Annotated in this window: 12 protein-coding genes and 4 pseudogenes; 10 read left to right on the forward strand and 6 right to left on the reverse strand. The window is 60.3% G+C overall.

Annotated features, from left to right (window positions below):
* Positions 1-187: pseudogene (locus NKJ01_RS01635) on the reverse strand (RHE_PE00001 family protein); the annotation flags it as partial.
* A 197-nt stretch (positions 188-384) separates the two neighbouring features.
* Here NKJ01_RS01635 and NKJ01_RS01640 point away from each other — a divergent pair.
* On the forward strand, positions 385-1560 hold the full coding sequence (locus tag NKJ01_RS01640) for a site-specific integrase (RefSeq protein ID WP_352725497.1): 1176 nt from the start codon (positions 385-387) through the stop codon (positions 1558-1560).
* Positions 1561-1697: 137 nt separating this feature from the next.
* A complete protein-coding gene (gene fic / locus NKJ01_RS01645) occupies positions 1698-2801 on the forward strand; it encodes a protein adenylyltransferase Fic (protein ID WP_352725499.1) in 1104 nt (367 codons plus the stop codon).
* A gap of 83 nt (positions 2802-2884) precedes the next feature.
* Here fic and repC read toward each other — a convergent pair whose 3' ends face one another.
* From repC to repA, 3 genes are all read right to left on the reverse strand, one after another.
* Positions 2885-4090, reverse strand: a complete 1206-nt coding sequence (repC, locus tag NKJ01_RS01650; RefSeq protein ID WP_352726015.1) for a plasmid replication protein RepC — start codon at positions 4088-4090, stop codon at positions 2885-2887.
* Between the two features lie 166 nt (positions 4091-4256).
* Positions 4257-5267, reverse strand: a complete 1011-nt coding sequence (gene repB, locus NKJ01_RS01655; protein ID WP_352725501.1) for a plasmid partitioning protein RepB — start codon at positions 5265-5267, stop codon at positions 4257-4259.
* 2 nt (positions 5268-5269) lie between these two features.
* On the reverse strand, positions 5270-6472 hold the full coding sequence (gene repA, locus NKJ01_RS01660) for a plasmid partitioning protein RepA (protein WP_352725503.1): 1203 nt from the start codon (positions 6470-6472) through the stop codon (positions 5270-5272).
* 2101 nt (positions 6473-8573) lie between these two features.
* Between repA and NKJ01_RS01665 the strand changes: the two genes are divergently transcribed.
* On the forward strand, positions 8574-8903 hold the full coding sequence (locus tag NKJ01_RS01665) for a hypothetical protein (protein ID WP_352725505.1): 330 nt from the start codon (positions 8574-8576) through the stop codon (positions 8901-8903).
* Here the strand turns inward: NKJ01_RS01665 and NKJ01_RS01670 are convergent.
* Positions 8840-8997: pseudogene (locus tag NKJ01_RS01670) on the reverse strand (cold-shock protein). The gene NKJ01_RS01665 and the pseudogene NKJ01_RS01670 sit on opposite strands and share 64 nt — an antisense overlap.
* A 476-nt stretch (positions 8998-9473) precedes the next feature.
* Here NKJ01_RS01670 and NKJ01_RS01675 point away from each other — a divergent pair.
* The 6 genes and pseudogenes from NKJ01_RS01675 to NKJ01_RS01700 all read left to right on the forward strand — a co-directional run.
* Positions 9474-9784 (forward strand): annotated as a pseudogene (locus NKJ01_RS01675) (DUF1403 family protein); the annotation flags it as partial.
* A gap of 5 nt (positions 9785-9789) precedes the next feature.
* Positions 9790-10496 (forward strand): annotated as a pseudogene (scpB, locus tag NKJ01_RS01680) (SMC-Scp complex subunit ScpB).
* A gap of 352 nt (positions 10497-10848) precedes the next feature.
* Entirely contained in the window at positions 10849-11052 is a 204-nt protein-coding gene (locus tag NKJ01_RS01685; protein ID WP_352725507.1) for a hypothetical protein, read from the forward strand.
* 564 nt (positions 11053-11616) lie between these two features.
* Positions 11617-11790 carry a hypothetical protein gene (locus NKJ01_RS01690; RefSeq protein WP_352725509.1) on the forward strand — a complete coding sequence of 58 codons (174 nt, stop codon included), beginning with the start codon at positions 11617-11619 and terminating at the stop codon, positions 11788-11790.
* A gap of 88 nt (positions 11791-11878) precedes the next feature.
* Entirely contained in the window at positions 11879-12964 is a 1086-nt protein-coding gene (locus NKJ01_RS01695; protein WP_352725511.1) for an HlyD family secretion protein, read from the forward strand.
* A 31-nt stretch (positions 12965-12995) separates the two neighbouring features.
* Positions 12996-15155 (forward strand): peptidase domain-containing ABC transporter, encoded by a 2160-nt coding sequence (locus tag NKJ01_RS01700; protein ID WP_352725513.1) that lies wholly within the window; start codon positions 12996-12998, stop codon positions 15153-15155.
* A gap of 420 nt (positions 15156-15575) precedes the next feature.
* Here NKJ01_RS01700 and NKJ01_RS01705 read toward each other — a convergent pair whose 3' ends face one another.
* On the reverse strand, positions 15576-16793 hold the full coding sequence (locus NKJ01_RS01705; RefSeq protein ID WP_352725515.1) for a dihydrodipicolinate synthase family protein: 1218 nt from the start codon (positions 16791-16793) through the stop codon (positions 15576-15578).
* A 128-nt stretch (positions 16794-16921) separates the two neighbouring features.
* Here NKJ01_RS01705 and NKJ01_RS01710 point away from each other — a divergent pair, with 128 nt between their 5' ends.
* Complete coding sequence (locus NKJ01_RS01710; RefSeq protein WP_352618450.1) at positions 16922-17044, forward strand: GntR family transcriptional regulator; 123 nt, start codon at positions 16922-16924, stop codon at positions 17042-17044.
* Positions 17045-17162: the final 118 nt, after the last annotated feature.

Consider the following 17162-nt stretch of genomic DNA (forward strand, 5'->3'; position numbering starts at 1 on the left):
CGAGGTGGACGAGTTCGCCCGCGAGCCAGAGCGCGGAAGCCGCGTCGGCAAAATGCTGGCGCTCGACAAAGCCGTCGCGGACCGGCGAGCGGGCCACCCGCTCGTCGAGGCGGACCAAAACCTCGGTCGCGCGGGCAACCGGCCCGATCAGGGTTTCCAGGGGCAGTTTGTCGAGCGTGTAAGCCATTGTTTTCATGATGGCTGATTCGCATTGGTCAAGCTAGTGAGGCTCTCACTGGACTTACATCGTGTTTCTTCAGGGACAAACATCACTATCGATAATGACCTCTTATCGATAGTGATGGATTTGGCCGCGCAAAGGCGCTAGATTCGGCCAAAGCACGGTCGCGAAGGCCCCAGAAACCCGCCCGGAAGGTCCCCTCGATGCCCGAAACGTCCCTTGGCGGCCGCCAAAGCACCGAACTGGTGGCGCGTCGCGCCGAAGCCCTCGACGCGCTCGATTCCGTGCTGCCCTTCGACCGCCGCGATTTTCTGGCAAATCTCCTAACCGACGACGACGTCGCAACCCTGCGCCACCTGGCCAGGGAAGGCATTGGCGCAAATTCTCTGCGGGCACTGGCCTCCGACCTCGGCTACCTCGAGGCCTGGTCTTTTGCCGCGACCGGACAGCCGCTGCCCTGGCCGGCGCCAGAAGCACTGCTGATCAAATTCGTCGCCCACCACCTGTGGGATTTTGCCAAACGCGAGACGGATCCGGCGCACGGCATGCCGGCCGACGTCGCGGCGACGCTGAAATCCCAAGGGCTTTTGCGCAGCGACGGACCGCACGCGCCCGCCACCGTGCGCCGGCGGCTGTCGAGCTGGTCGACCTTGACCAAATGGCGCGGTTTGCGCGGCAAATTCAACGCGCCGGGGCTGCAGAGCGCGATAAAATTGGCGGTGCGCGCCAGCGCACGCCCCCGCGGCCGCAAGAGCAAAAAGGCAGTGACCGCCGATATTCTGGCCGCCCTGCTCAAGGCGTGCGCCGGGGACCGTCTCGTCGACCTGCGCGACCGCGCCCTTCTCATCACCGCGTTCGCCTCCGGCGGCCGCCGGCGCAGCGAGATTGCTTCGCTCAGGATCGAGCAGATCATCGAAGAAGACCCGGTGCCGGCCGATCCCAAGAACCCCGACGGCGAAAAACTGCCCTACCTGTCGATCCGGCTCGGCCGCACCAAGACGACGCAAGCCGACAGCGACGCTTTCGTGCTGCTGGTCGGCCGGCCTGTGCTGGTTTTGAAAGACTGGCTGGCGCGCGCCGGGATCAGCGAGGGCGCCGTGTTTCGCGGCATCGATCGATGGGGCAACCTAGAAAAACGCGCCCTGACGCCGCAGGCCGTCAACCTGATCCTGAAGCGCCGTATCGCCGAGGCCGGCCTCGACCCGCTAGCCTTCTCCGCCCACGGCCTGCGCTCCGGCTATCTCACCGAAACCGCCCGCCGCGGCATTCCGCTGCCCGAAGCCATGCAGCAGTCGCAGCATCGTTCGGTGCAGCAGGCCTCGAACTACTACAACGACGCCGAACGGACGCTCGGACGGGCGGCGCGGGTGATCATATAGATTCGGAGCATTGTGCGGGCCGCTTGCGGCGCCCAATACATGTCGATAGATTGCGATTCTATCGACATGATCTAACGACGTGTCGATGTCGACGACATATCCCGCCCGACATGTCGATCGCACGAGGATTGCCCGACATGCCGTTTCACCCGGATCGTCCCTACAACGACCTCCCTCCCCTTCCTCCGCGCGACGATGTGGAGACTAAGGCGGTGCTGAAGGCCTGCATCGCGGCGCGAGCAGCACTGGCGGAACTCCGCGTGTCCGGACAGCTCATCCCCAACCAGGCGGTCCTGATCAATTCGATTCCACTGCTTGAAGCGCAGGCAAGCTCGGAAATCGAAAACATCGTCACCACGACCGACAGGCTGTTCCGCTTCGCCAATGAGGCCGGCAACCAGGCTGATCCGGCAACGAAAGAGGCGCTGCGCTATCGCACCGCCCTCAGTGAAGGCTTCCAGACGCTCAAGCATCGCCCGGTGTCGACGTCCACGGCGATCGCCGTCTGCCGGACCATCAAGGGCGTGGAATTGGATATTCGCACGACGCCGGGCACCGCCCTGATGAACGAGGCCACCGGCACCGTCATTTACACCCCGCCGCAGGGTCAGGCGCTGCTGCGCGACAAACTTGCGAACTGGGAGCGCTATATCCACGAGGCCGAGGATATCGACCCGCTGATCCGGTTGGCCGTGATGCACTATCAGTTCGAGGCCATCCACCCTTTCACCGACGGCAATGGCCGAACCGGACGGGTGCTGAATCTGCTCTATCTCGTCGACAAAGGGCTGCTGGACATCCCGGTGCTCTATCTCAGCCGCTATATCATCGGCAACAAGCGAGCTTATTACGACCGGCTTCTGGCCGTCACGACCGAGGCGGCATGGCAGGACTGGATCCTCTACATGCTCGAAGCAATCCGGGAGACAGCCAACTGGTCGACCGCGCGCATCCGCGCCATCCGCGACCTGCTCAATCAAACCGCGGAGCGCATGCGGCGCGACCTGCCGAAGATCTATTCGCGCGAGTTGGCCGAGGTGATCTTCGTGAACCCTTATTGTCGGATCGGCGATCTGGTGGTAGCCGGCATCGCCAAGCGACAGGCGGCATCGGTCTATCTGAGGACCCTCGCCGAGCAAGGCCTGCTCCAGGAGATGAAGGCTGGCCGGGAAAACCTCTACATCAATCCGGCCCTCTTGGCGCTTCTCACCGATCGGCCGCCGCCGCGAACTGCGCAATAGTCCCAAAACAGCAGAGCGCGGGAAATCGAACCGCAGATCGCGACCGCGATCATACCGGCGCGCGCTTGAGACCGTCCCCGTGCTCATCCCGTCATCCTCGCTGTCGCGCCGTTAGCCTTGAGCGCCGCCATCAGCATCGGCCCGACCGAAAACTCCCCTGCCTTGGCCTTATCGGTGAGAACGCGCAGGTATCCGCCCGCGGAATTGATGTGCTGTGCCCGCTGCAGAATGCAGGCAATCACCACTGCGGCGATCTCCTGACCCATCACATGGCAGGCGTCCTCGTATGCGGAAGGCGACACGCCGAGATAACCGCGCACCTGGGCCGCCGTGACCATCAAATCGCGCCAGTTGCCGATCCCGTCGACGGCGTATTCCGCAATTTCCGGGCAAGCTTTCAGGACTAGCCCTATCGGATACCCTCTCGGCTTCTCGGCCGCTCGTCGTTCTGACTCGACCGCCGCCCTGCTTTGTTCGAAAGCCGGTTCAAATTCAAAGATAGAGTCGGTATTTGAATCAGATTGCTGCCGCTCGCTTTGGGAGTCATTGCCGCTCGGATTCGTGGATTCCATATGAATTTCCAGCAGGTTATCCACTTCGTCACGCAACGCGGCCAGATCGGCCACGATAGCTTCAAGCTCGGCAATGCAAGCTCGGCGCGGAATTCCCTCCACAACGCCGCGGAAACGCTTCCACAGGCCTCCCCAGTCGCCCGGCACATCTTCCTCAACGGCCGCCTCGATCAGCTTGTGGATGTCACGGCGGTGCAAGGTGATCCGCTCGCGCATAAGCCTGAGCGCCCTGTTGTCGGCGCGAACATGCTCAGCCGCCGCCTCGAACTCGTTAGCACGAGCCAGCAGCGGCGCCAGGGAAAAGCCAAATGCTTCCTCAATCTCCCCTCCCCTGCCCTTCCGCGCATAACGCTTGCCGTTCGGGCTGTCCCGACGGATGATCAGCCCGCAGTCCACTAGCGCCGCCAGGTGTCGCCTGACAGTGGTATCAGGCATTCCATGCGCCCTGAGGGAGAGCTGTGCGTTCGAGGGAAAGACGATGAGGCCGTTTTCCTCACTCAGCTCACTGTCAGGATAGAATGATAGCAACGCATTCAGGACGGCCAGAGCGCGATCGCCGATGCCGACGATGCTCTTGCCCTCGCAGAGGTTGCGATAGATCTGCCACTTGTCGACCACCCTGCCCTTGGGGATCTCACGTGACTCGTTTTGCGCTGCCAGCATGGCAAGCGACATCGGCCGCCGCCCAAAGGGCGTCGTTGCAATACCCGTCTCCATTTCTTCCTTCGCCTTCAATTAGGCAAAAGAAATCCGTCCGCCGAATCGACGCTTAAAACTCTTGACACTGATTCGCGGAAATGAGATTCTCGGATTGTCTAGATACGAGAAGGGCTTCCGCTACGGTGACGTTCGGGGGCCTTTTTCTTTTGCGGTTAAGTGCTCCTTAGTCCGTTATCTTTTGGCGGAACTCGTCATAGAGCGTTTGCAGGTGCTCCCGCACGAAGCTTGCGAATTCCGGTTCGATGCGCTTGTCGAAAGCGAAGGTCATCTTCGTTTCGCTGTCGCTGATGTTGACCAGGCGAGATCCGTTGGCGGCGGTCCACACCGTCCGCTCCGGCTTCTTTGCTGCGGTCTTGACGAGGTCGTGAATGGCCTGAAAACGCTCATCACTCGTGCGCGCCGCGAATTCAGGATCCTGGATGGCCTTAAGCGCCTTGGCCCGCTTACCCTTTTCCTCGAGCAGATCGGCAAGCTCGGCCCATTTCTGACGCCCAACGGATTCCGCGGTGCCGATCGCCTCGATAATCTCGGCCGGCAGGCGCGCGACCAGCGCAATCATCCTGGACAGCGCCGCCTTGTCGACGCCAAGCGAGGCCATGATGATGTCGCGCGAAAAGCCCTTGGCCTCGAGCTTGGCCGCAAAATAGCAGCGCTCGACGTAGGAAAGGTCACTGCGACTGTTGTTTTCCTGCCCCTGGCTGACGACGAGCTGCTCGTCGGTCAGGTCCCTGACGACAGCGCGGACCATGCGGCCGAGCTGCCTGACCGCAGCCAGTCTCCGATGCCCGTAGGCGACCTGGTAGCGAGCATCGTTTTCAGGATGCGGGCGCACCAGAATGGGCACCTGTTGACCATGCTCGCGGATCTGGTCGACGAGGGCCGCTCGTCTTTCGTCGCTCACGCCCAGTCGATCGATCACGATGGACTGGTCGATGAGACTGGGGTCGAGCTCAACGACCGCCTGCCCTTCCGACAGCTTGCGCTCGATCTCCTCGGCCCGCTGAGCGCGCGAATTGATGTTCTCGAGCGATTGCGAGATGGCGCCGACCGGCCTGCCAGGCTTGAGCGGCCGATCCAGCCCCATCAGTGGCCTCACCAGTGCCGTCCTGGCGGCGTCAGGCGGAGTTTGCTCGCCGGTCGGTTCCGAGACTTCGAATAGGTTCTTGCGGGCCATTGCTATTTACGCCCCCAGGTCTTGCGGATCAGTTCCTCGATCTCGCCGTTGACGAGGGTCAGGCTCTCAAGCGCACGGTCGTATGTCCCGCGCGTGAATTGCCCGCGCTCGACCTCGTAAAGGGTCTGCTTGGTCAGCCCCGCATCGGAGATCGCCGTGGACTTGAGCATGGCGTTTTCGAGCACGCGATTGCCGAAGATCGAGCGCATGAACCCGGCCATCTGGCTTTGCGGACCATCGTTCGGCTCGAACCGCGTGACCAGATAACGCATCCAATCATAGTCGGTGTTGCCGCCGGCGTTCTCCACGACCGAGAGTAAGTCCGAGGTCATGAGCAGGAACTGAGACATCGACATGACGTCGAGCATCTGTGGGTGCACGGTGATGATGACGGCCGTGGCGGAGCACAAGGCCGACAGCGTCAGGAAGCCAAGTTGCGGCGGGCAGTCGATGACGACGACGTCATATGCGCTTTCGATCTCGGCCAGGCATTCACCGAGGCGAGCGAAGAACATCGTGCCAGGCTGCCGGCTGGACAACACCTTCGGCGTCTCGTGCTCGAACTCCATCAGTTCTAGATTGCCCGGGATGAGGTGCAAGTTGGGCGTATAGGTCGAGCGCACGATTTCCAGAATGCTGCGACAATCCTCGTCGTAACGGATCGCCCCGTAGATGGTCTCGTTGGGGCCAACATCCAGCTCAGGCTGGTGGCCAAACATGGCCGATAGACTGGCCTGGGGATCAAGGTCGATGGCGAGCACCCGGTAGCCGCGCAGGGACAGGAACTGCGCGAGATGGGCAGCCGTCGTCGTCTTGGCGCTGCCGCCCTTGAAATTCATGACGGAGAGAATCTGAAGCTTCTCCCCTGCCCTGCGATGTCGAATGTATTTTCCAGGCGCCTTCGAGTTCGCCTCGTCGAGCACCTGGCGGAGCCGGTCAATATCCCCCACGGAATAGAGCCGCCGTCCGTTTGGCTGTGGCTGCGGACCATGCCCCTCGGCGACGATCTGGCGAAGATAGCCCTCATGGATGCCGATGAAGTCAGCGGCCTCCCCCGGCGTGAATAGGCGTATGCCCTTCTGCGACGTCGGCGGGAATGTTCTTGCCTGATGCGCCTGCAACTGCCTTGACAGTTCCGCGGCATCCTTGGCGATGAGTTCGCGAAGGCTTTCGCCCGCGGGACTGCTTTGGCTGACCTTGTCCAACACCGGCCTCTCCTGATCTGCGCATTTTGGCCAAGAGGCGACAGAAATGCGCTGATCAAGATGGACTGATTCTGGATGGTCGACAAACCCTTTTTGGTTAATGAAAGGTTAACGCTGCCAAGCCGCTAAGCGAGTCCTCGTCCGCTTGCAAATTGCAAAGAATCAAAGCCGCGCACTACTATGTCGGCAAGGTATTTCCCAGACGGGGCCGGCATACGACTGCTTTGCAGGAATTTGCAGCCGCACCGCTTCCCCTCCCGATAGATCGCAATTTGAAGAGACCGCCAGTGGTCGTCGGCTACAGGCGGAACCGCGGGTGCCGGCACAACAGTGATGCCTATATTACGCTGGTTGTACGTGTGCAACTCCCTCTCCTGGTCGCTCGTCGAAATCACCGCCCACAGGATTGACGTGTTGCGCCGAGGATTTCCGACGCCTTGCCTCTCGCAGGCAGTCGCATCCGGCCGAGGGCGACAAGGTTCCGTTGCTGGAACGGGGCGCCACCGTTTTGCAGCCGACGTTGTACGTGTGCAACTTCGTTGTCGGAGCTCCTTCACAATCATTTTCGATTGCGTCCGGGCCTCGGTATCTGTCGCGGTGCCCGAGCACACTTCTAGGCAGCATGAACCTCGGCACGCTCCGGCACCAAAGTTGTACATATGAAACTATTGCCGCTCTTTAGCTCCTATGTCCGCCGGCGAAGCTAATGGGTTGACCGGCAGGATCCATATCGGTGCCCCACCGTGATGCGTCTCACCGGAAGCGCGCAAAGACCCAAGTGGTGGCGTGCTATTGATCGCGCTGCGCGCGGTCGCCATCCACCGCCGGATCTGTCCGCTCCTCACTGACCCAACTGGCCTGTACTTCGCGGCGCCCGCGGCGGTCCGCTGAGCCGGGCTATCGTCCAACGCGAGCTGGCGAAGCTCCGTTCGATCAGAGACCGCGAGGTTGCACGCCTTGCGCCATTCCTTGCCACGCATTTCCTCGGCGCCAGCGGCGACCTCCGCAACATCCAGGCACTGTCCTGCGGTTGAGCCTATCGACCGCCCAGATCTATCCGGTCGGCAATGTGGCAAGGCGGTTCACATTTGCTTTGTGTCCGCACAACCGAGAGCGGAAGCCTTGTGCAGGTCAGCGTTTGACGAATGCGTTCGATGACGGAGCTTCAGTGCTCGGTGCCGAGCAGGGGCCCGTGATTGTTGGGCCACCTGCAACTCACACGGAGCAAATGATCCAGTCTCCACCCAGAGCCCGCGGGAAACCACGCCATACCAATTTGCTGTTCGGGCGTCGGGCGAGACAGTTGCACGCGTACAACCAGCCAAGCCATAGCGGCATCATCGGTCTGGCATTACCATCTTACGACGTGAAGCGGCCACAGTCGATGCACCCGGGGCGCCAAGCAGGTTTCGCGAGACAAGACGTCGACGCCGATGTAGTCGTCGTACCCTTCACGCCGCACGACGCGCAGGGTACCTAGTCTGGGCTTCGAAGCGATTGGCCAGCACCAATTTCCTTCGACAACAGTCGATCCGCAGGCATCTAATGCCGACTCTTCAGCCTACCACCTCTCCCTGCAACAGAAGCGGGCTTAGGCCAATTTGCAATATACTGACCGTCATTCCATCGCGGGCTTCCACCCTGGACCACCCAAACCAGTTGGGGGCAGTGGTTGCACCCGTACAACTGAAAGTATGGCCCCTTGATCGCTTGTTGCTCATCGCCGCTTCGTGCTTTCCAGCACGATTGCCATCTATGTGCGGTCCAGTAACCTTAACAGTTCGTTAAAACTTGGGGCGTGCATGCCGGTCGCGACCCCAGTTTCTACTTAAGGCGGGGAGGGGAGGGAGGTCTATCCATCCTGACATGAATGTGCTGGGCGTCGTGCTAACAAGTGTCCTTGATAGTGCGACGCCCGATCGGGCTTGCCATGAAATGAACAGGAGAGATCACCACGTCCAGGATCAACCGCCGCGCCTTGCTTTTCCACTCCGGCAGCGCCGTCTTCGCCTCGACGGTTACCGCGGTGGCTCACGCCACCGAGGCACCAAACCGACAACAGAATCTCTCAAGCGAACTGCGAGCATCGATTGAGTCGCACATGACCGCATACGCGGCCTTCGGCAAGGTCGTACACGAAGTGGGCGGCAGGGGCCGCGACTACGACAATGCCAACCGAGAGGAGGAGAGGGCGCTGCTGGCTATCTGCGCCTATCCTGCTGCCACCCAAGGCGATCGTTTGGCCAAAGCCCGATACCTTTTGGAGATCGAGGCGCGCGGCGAACTCGACGTGCCAGACCAGATGCAGACTCTTCTTCGCTCGAATGTGGAAGGGATGAAGCCGACCGCTGTACCGGTCAGCCTCGATCAATTCGTCCGAAGCTCGCCGGCTAACGTCTTTCCAGAACGTTTGTCCTGCACCAGTTCATAGCTGATCTTCTGACCATCATTGAGGCCGCGCAAGCCGGCGCACTCCACGGCAGAAACATGCACGAGCACATCGGGCCGACTTGATCAGACTGAATGAAACCAGAACCTTTTTGGGAATTGAACCACTTTACCTACCGGTGCCATGCAAGCCCTTTCTGACTAACCGACTGCCGATCGCCGGCCGTTTCAGCACGATCAGCAGCCAACAAATTCACGACTGTCATCCATTGCCAATTTGCAGAAGCCCACCCGACCGGGATCGGTATCTGGAATGCCGCTGCATATCCTTGTCGTAGGCAATCACATCTTCAGCTAAATCCAAGAAAGAACGCTAACGATTCGACGATTGGTCACCATCGTTAAGTGATTGACAATGCAACATTATCATTCGTTGTCCGCGCACGACAGGCGCGGCGGTTGTTCCGTAATTCGGTTGCCAAAAGCGCCGCCATGATTGATCGTGCTTGCGATGGTTCTGCGTCCCAAACCCTCGCCGCGCCACCACGCCACGCTTGCCGGTGCCCCTTCGACCGCACCGATGGCAACGGCGCCGGCTTGGCTAGCCACCGAGACAGTAGAGACAGATAGCGAGCGTGCGAAAGGGTCTGCTTGCCGCGCAGGCGCGCGCTGCCCTGCGTGCCATTGATCTTTCAGCCGAATTCGAGCGCCGGGCAGACCGGCTGCTTGTCGTTGCCCCGGAACTCAGGGCCAAGGCAGCGCACACTGTCGTAAAAGCTCCTGTCCGACGATGCGATCGTTGCTTCGGCAAAGATCGCAGGCATGAGCGACCGTGGGCTTCGCCGCCTGTTCGATCGCCTGGTCGAACTCGGCGCCGTGCGCGAGCCGTTCGGCCGATCAACGTTCCGTATTTACGGGCTGTGACGACCATGGCCGAGACGACGCGCAGACCACGGAAGGACCGGCCAGATGACGATCGATCAGGCGACTGCCTGTTCGACCGCGAGCTGGATCATCTGCCGCCGGAGGCGCGCTGGCGCGAATGGATGCACCGCGTCGAGGCGACCATTTTTGCCGCCAGCGAACCGGTCACCCGTGAGGTGCTTGCGCGCATTGTCGGCAAGAGCTGCAGCATCGACCTGCTGATCGATGACATCCGCGAGGAATTGCGCGGCCGGCCCTATGACCTCTCGCCGTCGCCGGCGGCTGGAAGCACCTGACCCGGCCGGCCTATGCCGACGCCATCCGCGCCGCCGTCGGCGGACGTGAGAAGACGGCCGACCTGACACAGTCCGAGGTTTTGGTGCTGATGTGCATTGGCTACTTCCAGCCGATCACCCGCGCCGAGTTGTCATCGTTCTTCGGCAAGGAGATCAGCCGCGATTTATTGGTCATCTTCGCGGTGCCGGCCTGATCGCTTCCGGGCCGCGCAGCCCGACGCCGGGCGCGCCCTACACCTACGTGACGACAAAACAATTCCTGCTGGAAAGTCGGCCTCGACACGCTGCGCGACCTGCCGGATTTCGAGGCGCTCGAGGATGCCGGACTGCTGAGCAAGGAGAAGCTGCTTGCGGGCGACATCATGCCAGGGTTTTCAGATAGCGATCGGGATGACGTTTCAGAGCCCGACATCTGAAAGCAGATCCGACCCGACCTCGGGGTTTACAGCCCATATCGCCTCTGTCCCGCCTTGGCGCAAGTCGGCCTGGGTCCGTCAAACGAGCGCGCATCAAGCTGCCGGTTGCGCGATCCGACCAACGACGATGGCTATTCCAACGCCGCATCAACAGGGGAAGGAGTCAACCTTCGATGGTCTGAGCGAGATTTGTAAGTCAGCTAGCTCCGCCACGACGTCAGATCTGAACGTCGAACACAGTTCGATCAAGTCATCTTGCCGGGGCTGGCCAAAGGCCAACCGATAGGTAGCCAGAGACTTTTTCAGATTCCCGTAGCGCTCCACCTCCCGACTAAACGGAGGGATCAGGACCATGCGCTCGATTTTAGCGTCACCGGGGTCGTGCCAGGACCCGGCGCAATTGCCCGATAATGACAGCTGGTCGCTGATCGGCAGGATAATCGGGCTTCTTCTTGCTTCTCGCCAGTTCAGATGCCTCGCGGATTCGCTGGATAAATTCAATCACGTCGCGAAAATGCTCGGAGAGGACCCCGAACTCCTGGAGGCGATCGTCTGACCACGACAATCTGTCCTACGGCAGTCTCATCAGCGTTTACGACGGCACCGGCGCCCATGCCCGCCGCTCGACCAATGACTGGAAACGATTTCCTCGAAGACTTCGTCAGACCCAGACATCATCGCACGCATCAAAGCGAAATCTCCGCGATAACAATCGGGCGCTTACACAAGACCACACTGCCGCAAGCTGCTCAGCGCGTTCCAGATGCTGTTCCTGACAGGCCGGTTCTCTCGGCAGAATGCTTGGCCGAAATATATCCTCCATGCAGGCAGAGCTCCCTCAGGAGACCTATATTCGACTCTATCCCTAAGTATCCGACCCTAAGTATCCGACCTACCGCACTGGCCCCTACCAGTGTCGGGTTTGTCGAATCCGCGACACGGTGACGTCTGGCTGGCGTGCCGCCGCGCTCTCAGTGAAGCCATTGAATAACATCCAGAATTAGTTTTCTGGGTCGCTTCCTGTGCAGTTGGCACGACTCTTGATGTTGGTTGTACGGCGGCAAAAGCCGCTAATGGCAGACTGGTTCATCTTATTTGATCTCTAGGAAAGGAGACAGCAATGAAGGTCGATCTGTCAGACTATGGTGTGACTGAACTGGCTCCAGAAGAAGCATCCACAATTTCGGGCGGGTGGGCTTTTTTTGCGGCGATAGCTTTCGCGGTGGCGGGGTTAATAGGCGTTGCGGCTGCGACTATACTGGTAGCGGCGAGGCACTGGAAGAGACACGGTTAGAACATTAGTGTGCAAGCTAAATACCCTTTCTCCTGAAATTGCCAGCTACACTGCAGAGAGCATTCTCTCCCGACGATCAGGACGATCTTTGATCATCTATCGGCTGATTTTGCTCTCTGTGGTTGCGACGTTGGTATCGCTGCCACTCATCACCATAGCGATCTCGGTCCAAAGTGCCGGTATCATTCGCCCCACCGTCGAGAAGACGCCCCTGGTCGCACCCGTCTCCGGACGCATCTCCCGTATCCTTGCCGTTGAGAACCATCTGGTTGCCCAGGGGCAGGAGATTCTCGCCCTCGATGATGAGGTGGTTGAGGAAAAGCTCAGGGCGTATAAAGGCGATATTCGCGCTAAGAGTGATCTTGCCCGTGACCTCGAAACCCTGATCTCCTCCGGCACGAAGGCCAAGGACCCGATCCTCCTCCTGACCGAGTCCGCAAAGGCGGAGCGGGCGCATTTTCTCAACCTGCTGCGGGAGAACCAATATGCCAGCAGTAATGCCGCGGCGGAACTCGACCGCGCTAAGCGACTGCTCTCCGCTGCTGCAACGCCCCCAAAGGCCGTTGACGAGAAGGCTTTCGCCCTCCAGAACATTAAGGTTCAGGGGGAGATCCTTGCCCGGCGCAAATCCGCCGAATGGAACCAGCAGCTCTTCGACCTCAACCTGCGCCTCAAGGAACTCACGGCCACCGTGCATCAGCTCGAGAAGGAACGGGATCTCACCCACATTCGGGCCCCCGTGTCAGGCGCACTCGAGCAATTCACCGGCCTGACCCCCGGCAGCTACATCCAGGCCGGGCAAACCGTTGCTTGGGTTTCGCCGGACGACGAACTGGTGGCGGAAATCTACGTCTCCCCCAAAGACATCGGCTTCGTGCGGGAGGGCCAGTCGGTGCGGCTCCAAGTGGATGCATTCAACTACAATCAATGGGGTCTCATCGATGCGACAGTGCTCGGCGTAGCGCAGGACTTCACCCTCCACGACATGAGCCCGGTCTTCAAGGTCCGCTGCGCACTCTCTCGCACCCATCTCGCACTCAAGAACGGGGTCATTGGTCATCTGAAGAAGGGTATGACCGTGCGGGCCCGCTTCCTCGCGGCAGAACGCACTCTTCTGCAACTCCTCTACAATGAGGCCGACGATTGGCTCAATCCCCTCCTGGCGGGCCACTAATCCTTCCTTGTCCAAACAGCCAGCGAGCCCCATGTCGAGCAAGGTCATCAAGTTCAAGCAGCACGACATCACCGATTGTGGAGCTGCCAGTCTTGCTTCTGTCGCAGCCTTCTATGGTCACAAGCTGCCATTGTCGCGCATCCGCCAGTATGCCTCGACCGACCGCTCCGGCACTACCGTACTGGGCCTCACGGAAGCGGCCCGAAAGCTGGGCTTTCTTGCCAAGGCGGTGAAGGGTGGCTTCGATAGCCTGTACAAGATCCCCAAGCCCGCTATCGCGCACGTCGTCGTCAAGGGCGTCCTTCACCACTTCGTCGTCATCCAGGCGATCGACACGAGGTGGGTCACCGTCATGGACCCATCCTATGGCGAAATCCGCAAGCTGACGCACGAGGAATTCAAGACGCAATGGACTGGCGTCCTGGTGCTCCTGGTTCCGGCAGCCACCTTCAAGCGCCGCGACGAGACCATTACGCCGCTTGCCCGCTTCGCGCGTCTGCTTGCGCCACAAAGGGCGGTGATGGCTCAGGCTCTCGCCGGGGCGCTCGTGACGACGGTCCTCGGGCTCTCGACGGCAATCTACGTCCAGAAGATCGTCGATCATGTGATCACAGGGGGCAACCGCAACCTGCTCAACCTGATGAGCCTCGTCATGCTGGTGATCCTGGTGGCGCAGATCCTGATCAATCTCCTCGGGAACCGGCTTATCCTGCAAACGGGGCAGAAGATCGATGTCCACTTGATCCTCGGCTACTACAATCACATCCTGAGCCTGCCCCAGAAGTTCTTCGATAGCATGCGCATGGGCGAAATCATCGCCCGCATGAACGACGCGGTGAAGATCAGGAGCTTCCTGAACGACGTCTCGATCAACATATTCGTTGACGTGCTAATGATTCTATTTTCGTTCGGTCTGATGTGCATCTACTCGTGGAAGATCGCCTTGGTCGTGGCGGTCTCCATTCCGCTGTACCTCATGGTCTATTGGACCATCAACCGGCTGAATAGCAAGCACCAGCGCGCCATTATGGAGGATGCCGCCAACCTGGAGGCGGAGCTGGTGGAATCGCTCGGAGCTGTCTCCACAATCAAGACCTCCGGCATGGAGAGTTTCGCCAACTTCAAGATGGAGATCCGTTTCATCAAGATGCTGCACTCCGTCTACAGTTCCGGTCTCATCTCGATCTTTGGGGATAATGCCTCGACTTTCCTCTCGACCCTATTCACCATCGTGCTGATGTGGTTCGGAACGACGCTTGCCCTCGATCAAACCGTCACGCCCGGCGAGTTACTGTCCTGTTATACGTTACTCGGCTATGTCATCCGGCCGGTTGCCAATCTGATCCAGACTAATCGGATCGTTCAGGATGGCTTCATCGCAGCGGATCGCCTGTTTGAGATCTTCGACCTGGAGCAGGAGACAAGCGGCGGCGGCATCGATGCCACAAAGTCCGACCTTGGTGATATTCGCCTGGAGAAAGTCACGTTCCGCCATGGTTCGCAGCCGGAGCTTTTCCACGATCTCAGCGTCACCTTCCGCCGGGGCGAGATGACGGCCTTGGTGGGGGAAAGCGGCTCGGGCAAGAGCACCCTTGCGGCGTTGCTGCAGAATGTCTACCCGCTTGAGGGAGGACGCATCCGGATTGGTCCCTTTGCCCTCCAGGATCTCTCAACAGTGTCCGTGCGCAAGGCTATCGCTGCTGTGCCGCAATCGGTCGATGTGTTCTCGGGCTCGGTGGTCGGGAACATCGCCCTTGGCGAGTTCGAGCCGGACATCGAGAAGATCCTGCACATCTGCGGTCAAATAGGGCTACGAGAGCTGATCGAGCGCTGGCCCGGCGGTCTTCAGACCTATTTGGGCGAGAATGGTATACGCCTCTCCGGCGGCGAGAAGCAGCAGCTTGCGTTGGCTCGGGCTCTGTACCGGGATCCGGAGATCCTGATCCTCGACGAAGCGACTTCCTCTCTCGACTCGATAGCCGAGGGGTTTGTCCTGCGAATCATTGAAGATCTTCGTCGGGCCGGTAAGACCATAATCGTCATCGCTCATCGACTCAGCACCGTTCGTAGGGCCGACAAGATCGTGGTCTTCGACAAGGGACAGCTTATTGAGGAGGGGAGGCATGCTGATCTGCTGGCAACTGAAGGTGCTTACGCACGCTTGTGGCGGGCGCAAACCGGATCCAGCTAACCACGACGGTGCCGTAGCGCATCGATCACCGCCAGATCCGGTCATCGAGACCTAGGAGCGTGGCCTGCAGCATCACGTATGAGCTGACGCGGATCGCATCGTCGCACTCGGTGAATAGCGTCTCGCCTGCCCTGCATAATCGCAACATTCCTCCGCATCGTCTGTAATGCGGCTTGAGCTCGGGGGTCATTCTCGTCAGATTGCCAAGTGCCCAAATACTCACCATCCCGAGTGACGACAGAACATTACCGAGCAAGTTAATCTTCCAGCGAAGCATTGAACGACGTGTCCCTTTTTGCATGTAGCGAGCATTGATAGCGTCGAGGCGTTGCGTCGGCGGGTCTCGCTCGAAAAGGTTGTGGCCAAGAAGCTACGCATCGCGATCGAAGAGCGGCGGCCGAACGTGTCCGTGCGCGAGCTCTACATGACAGTTCCTTTCACTGGCCGCCGGGTTCGCTGTTCACCGGCTGGCATCCGATGGCAAGCGTTCCAACGCGGCGGCGATCTGGCGCTTCGCTGCTGAGGGCAGAGGCAGGATTGGACGCGGTCGGCACGGCAAATGTCGAGCAATTCGGCAAGTGCATAGACGACGCGAAGGCTCGAGAACTCCTTGAAGAGGCTCCAGAGCGGCGCAAGCGTGGCATCGATACGTCGCGCTTCGGCCGCATCGCCCTGTTGCGCCGCTGTGACGATCGTCATGCAGACCTCGGGCAGGATGCCCGCGAGGACGCTGTGCCATGTGTCGGCGCCGGCGATCATGGCCTCGGCGGCGTTCCAGTCGCCGCTGTAGCCGATCGAGAACCCTTCCGGCACAGTGCGCCTCTGGTCGGCCAGATGGCTCTTGATCGCATCGCCCTTGTCTGTCGGATTCTTGATAATGACAATCGCACCCACCTTTGCCAGGCGGCTGATGAGTGCTGGGGTGAAATGGAAATGCGTCGTTCCTGGATTGTCGTAGACGACGATCGGCAGGCCGCTCTCGCACGCCACCGTCGAGAAATGTTCGAACACTTCGTCCTCAGTGAGCGGGGTGTAGGAGGCGGCCGCAAGCAGCCCCGCGGCAGCTCCCTTGGCGTCCTGCGCGAACCTCACTGCTTCATCGGTGCGCAGCGCGCCCACACCCACCACGACCGGCATTCGCCCGGCGATTTCGTCCAAGGTCTCGGCGAGCGTCCGTCGCCGTTGTGGATCGCACAGGTCGACCGCGACGACCTTGATGCCGAAGCGGGGGACCGCCTGTTCGACCATGGCTAGCGTGTTCGCATAAAGCGTCCTGTGGACGATGAGTTCATCGCCTTGGGACAGGAGCGACAGGATCAGAGTGCCGAAGGCCGCCATCCCCGAGGCAACGACCAGACCTGCCTCGGCTCCTTCCAGATTCGCGAGCCGCTGCTCGAGGATCTCGGTCGTGGGATTGTATTCGCGCGCATAGAGCCTTCCACCAAGCGCGGCGGCGGCATCGTTTGCTGCCACGCTTTCGAACCCATAGGTTGACGTCAGGAACACTGGCGGCTGGACGGCATTGGAAAAGCCGGCCGGATCGTAGCCATGATGGATCGCCCGGGTGGCAAATCCGGGGCTGGTGCGGTTGAGCGACCCCGTGGGAGCATCGGTTTCGGATGGATGGGAGCTGGTCATTCGGCCTCTGCGATCTCTCTTGGGGTTCCGAAAGATTGACGGCAACCTGGCCAATGTGAAATATCCAGTTGGCGATGAAAGAGATGGTCCAGTCTTCAAGTGCCGGGTCTGCAGCGCGCTCGCACGCGATGGGTGCACGCCAGATATACGAAGCCCTTCGCAAGCAAATCCTCGGCGGCGTCTACGAAACCGGCAGTCAGCTGCCATCCTCCCGGGCCCTGGCAAATGACCTCGGCGTGTGCGCAGGCTGAACGGCGAGCGTCGGGAAATGTTGTTGGGTGCCTTGCAGCGCAGCTTCGGGGATCGCATCACTGTCCAGGGAGCAGATGCGGGACTGCACGTCGCCGTTTGGTTCAATGACCTGCCACG

Source organism: Mesorhizobium sp. M0276, assembly GCF_040321755.1.
GTDB lineage: Bacteria > Pseudomonadota > Alphaproteobacteria > Rhizobiales > Rhizobiaceae > Mesorhizobium.

Coding starts and splice junctions, on each gene's coding strand:
- NKJ01_RS01640 (WP_352725497.1), top strand. CDS start 385: ATGCCCGAAACGTCCCTTGGCGGCCGCCAAAGCACCGAACTGGTGGCG.
- fic (WP_352725499.1), top strand. CDS start 1,698: ATGCCGTTTCACCCGGATCGTCCCTACAACGACCTCCCTCCCCTTCCT.
- repC (WP_352726015.1), bottom strand. CDS start 4,090: ATGGAGACGGGTATTGCAACGACGCCCTTTGGGCGGCGGCCGATGTCG.
- repB (WP_352725501.1), bottom strand. CDS start 5,267: ATGGCCCGCAAGAACCTATTCGAAGTCTCGGAACCGACCGGCGAGCAA.
- NKJ01_RS01665 (WP_352725505.1), top strand. CDS start 8,574: ATGACCGCATACGCGGCCTTCGGCAAGGTCGTACACGAAGTGGGCGGC.
- NKJ01_RS01685 (WP_352725507.1), top strand. CDS start 10,849: ATGCGCTCGATTTTAGCGTCACCGGGGTCGTGCCAGGACCCGGCGCAA.
- NKJ01_RS01690 (WP_352725509.1), top strand. CDS start 11,617: ATGAAGGTCGATCTGTCAGACTATGGTGTGACTGAACTGGCTCCAGAA.
- NKJ01_RS01700 (WP_352725513.1), top strand. CDS start 12,996: ATGTCGAGCAAGGTCATCAAGTTCAAGCAGCACGACATCACCGATTGT.
- NKJ01_RS01705 (WP_352725515.1), bottom strand. CDS start 16,793: ATGACCAGCTCCCATCCATCCGAAACCGATGCTCCCACGGGGTCGCTC.
- NKJ01_RS01710 (WP_352618450.1), top strand. CDS start 16,922: ATGGGTGCACGCCAGATATACGAAGCCCTTCGCAAGCAAATCCTCGGC.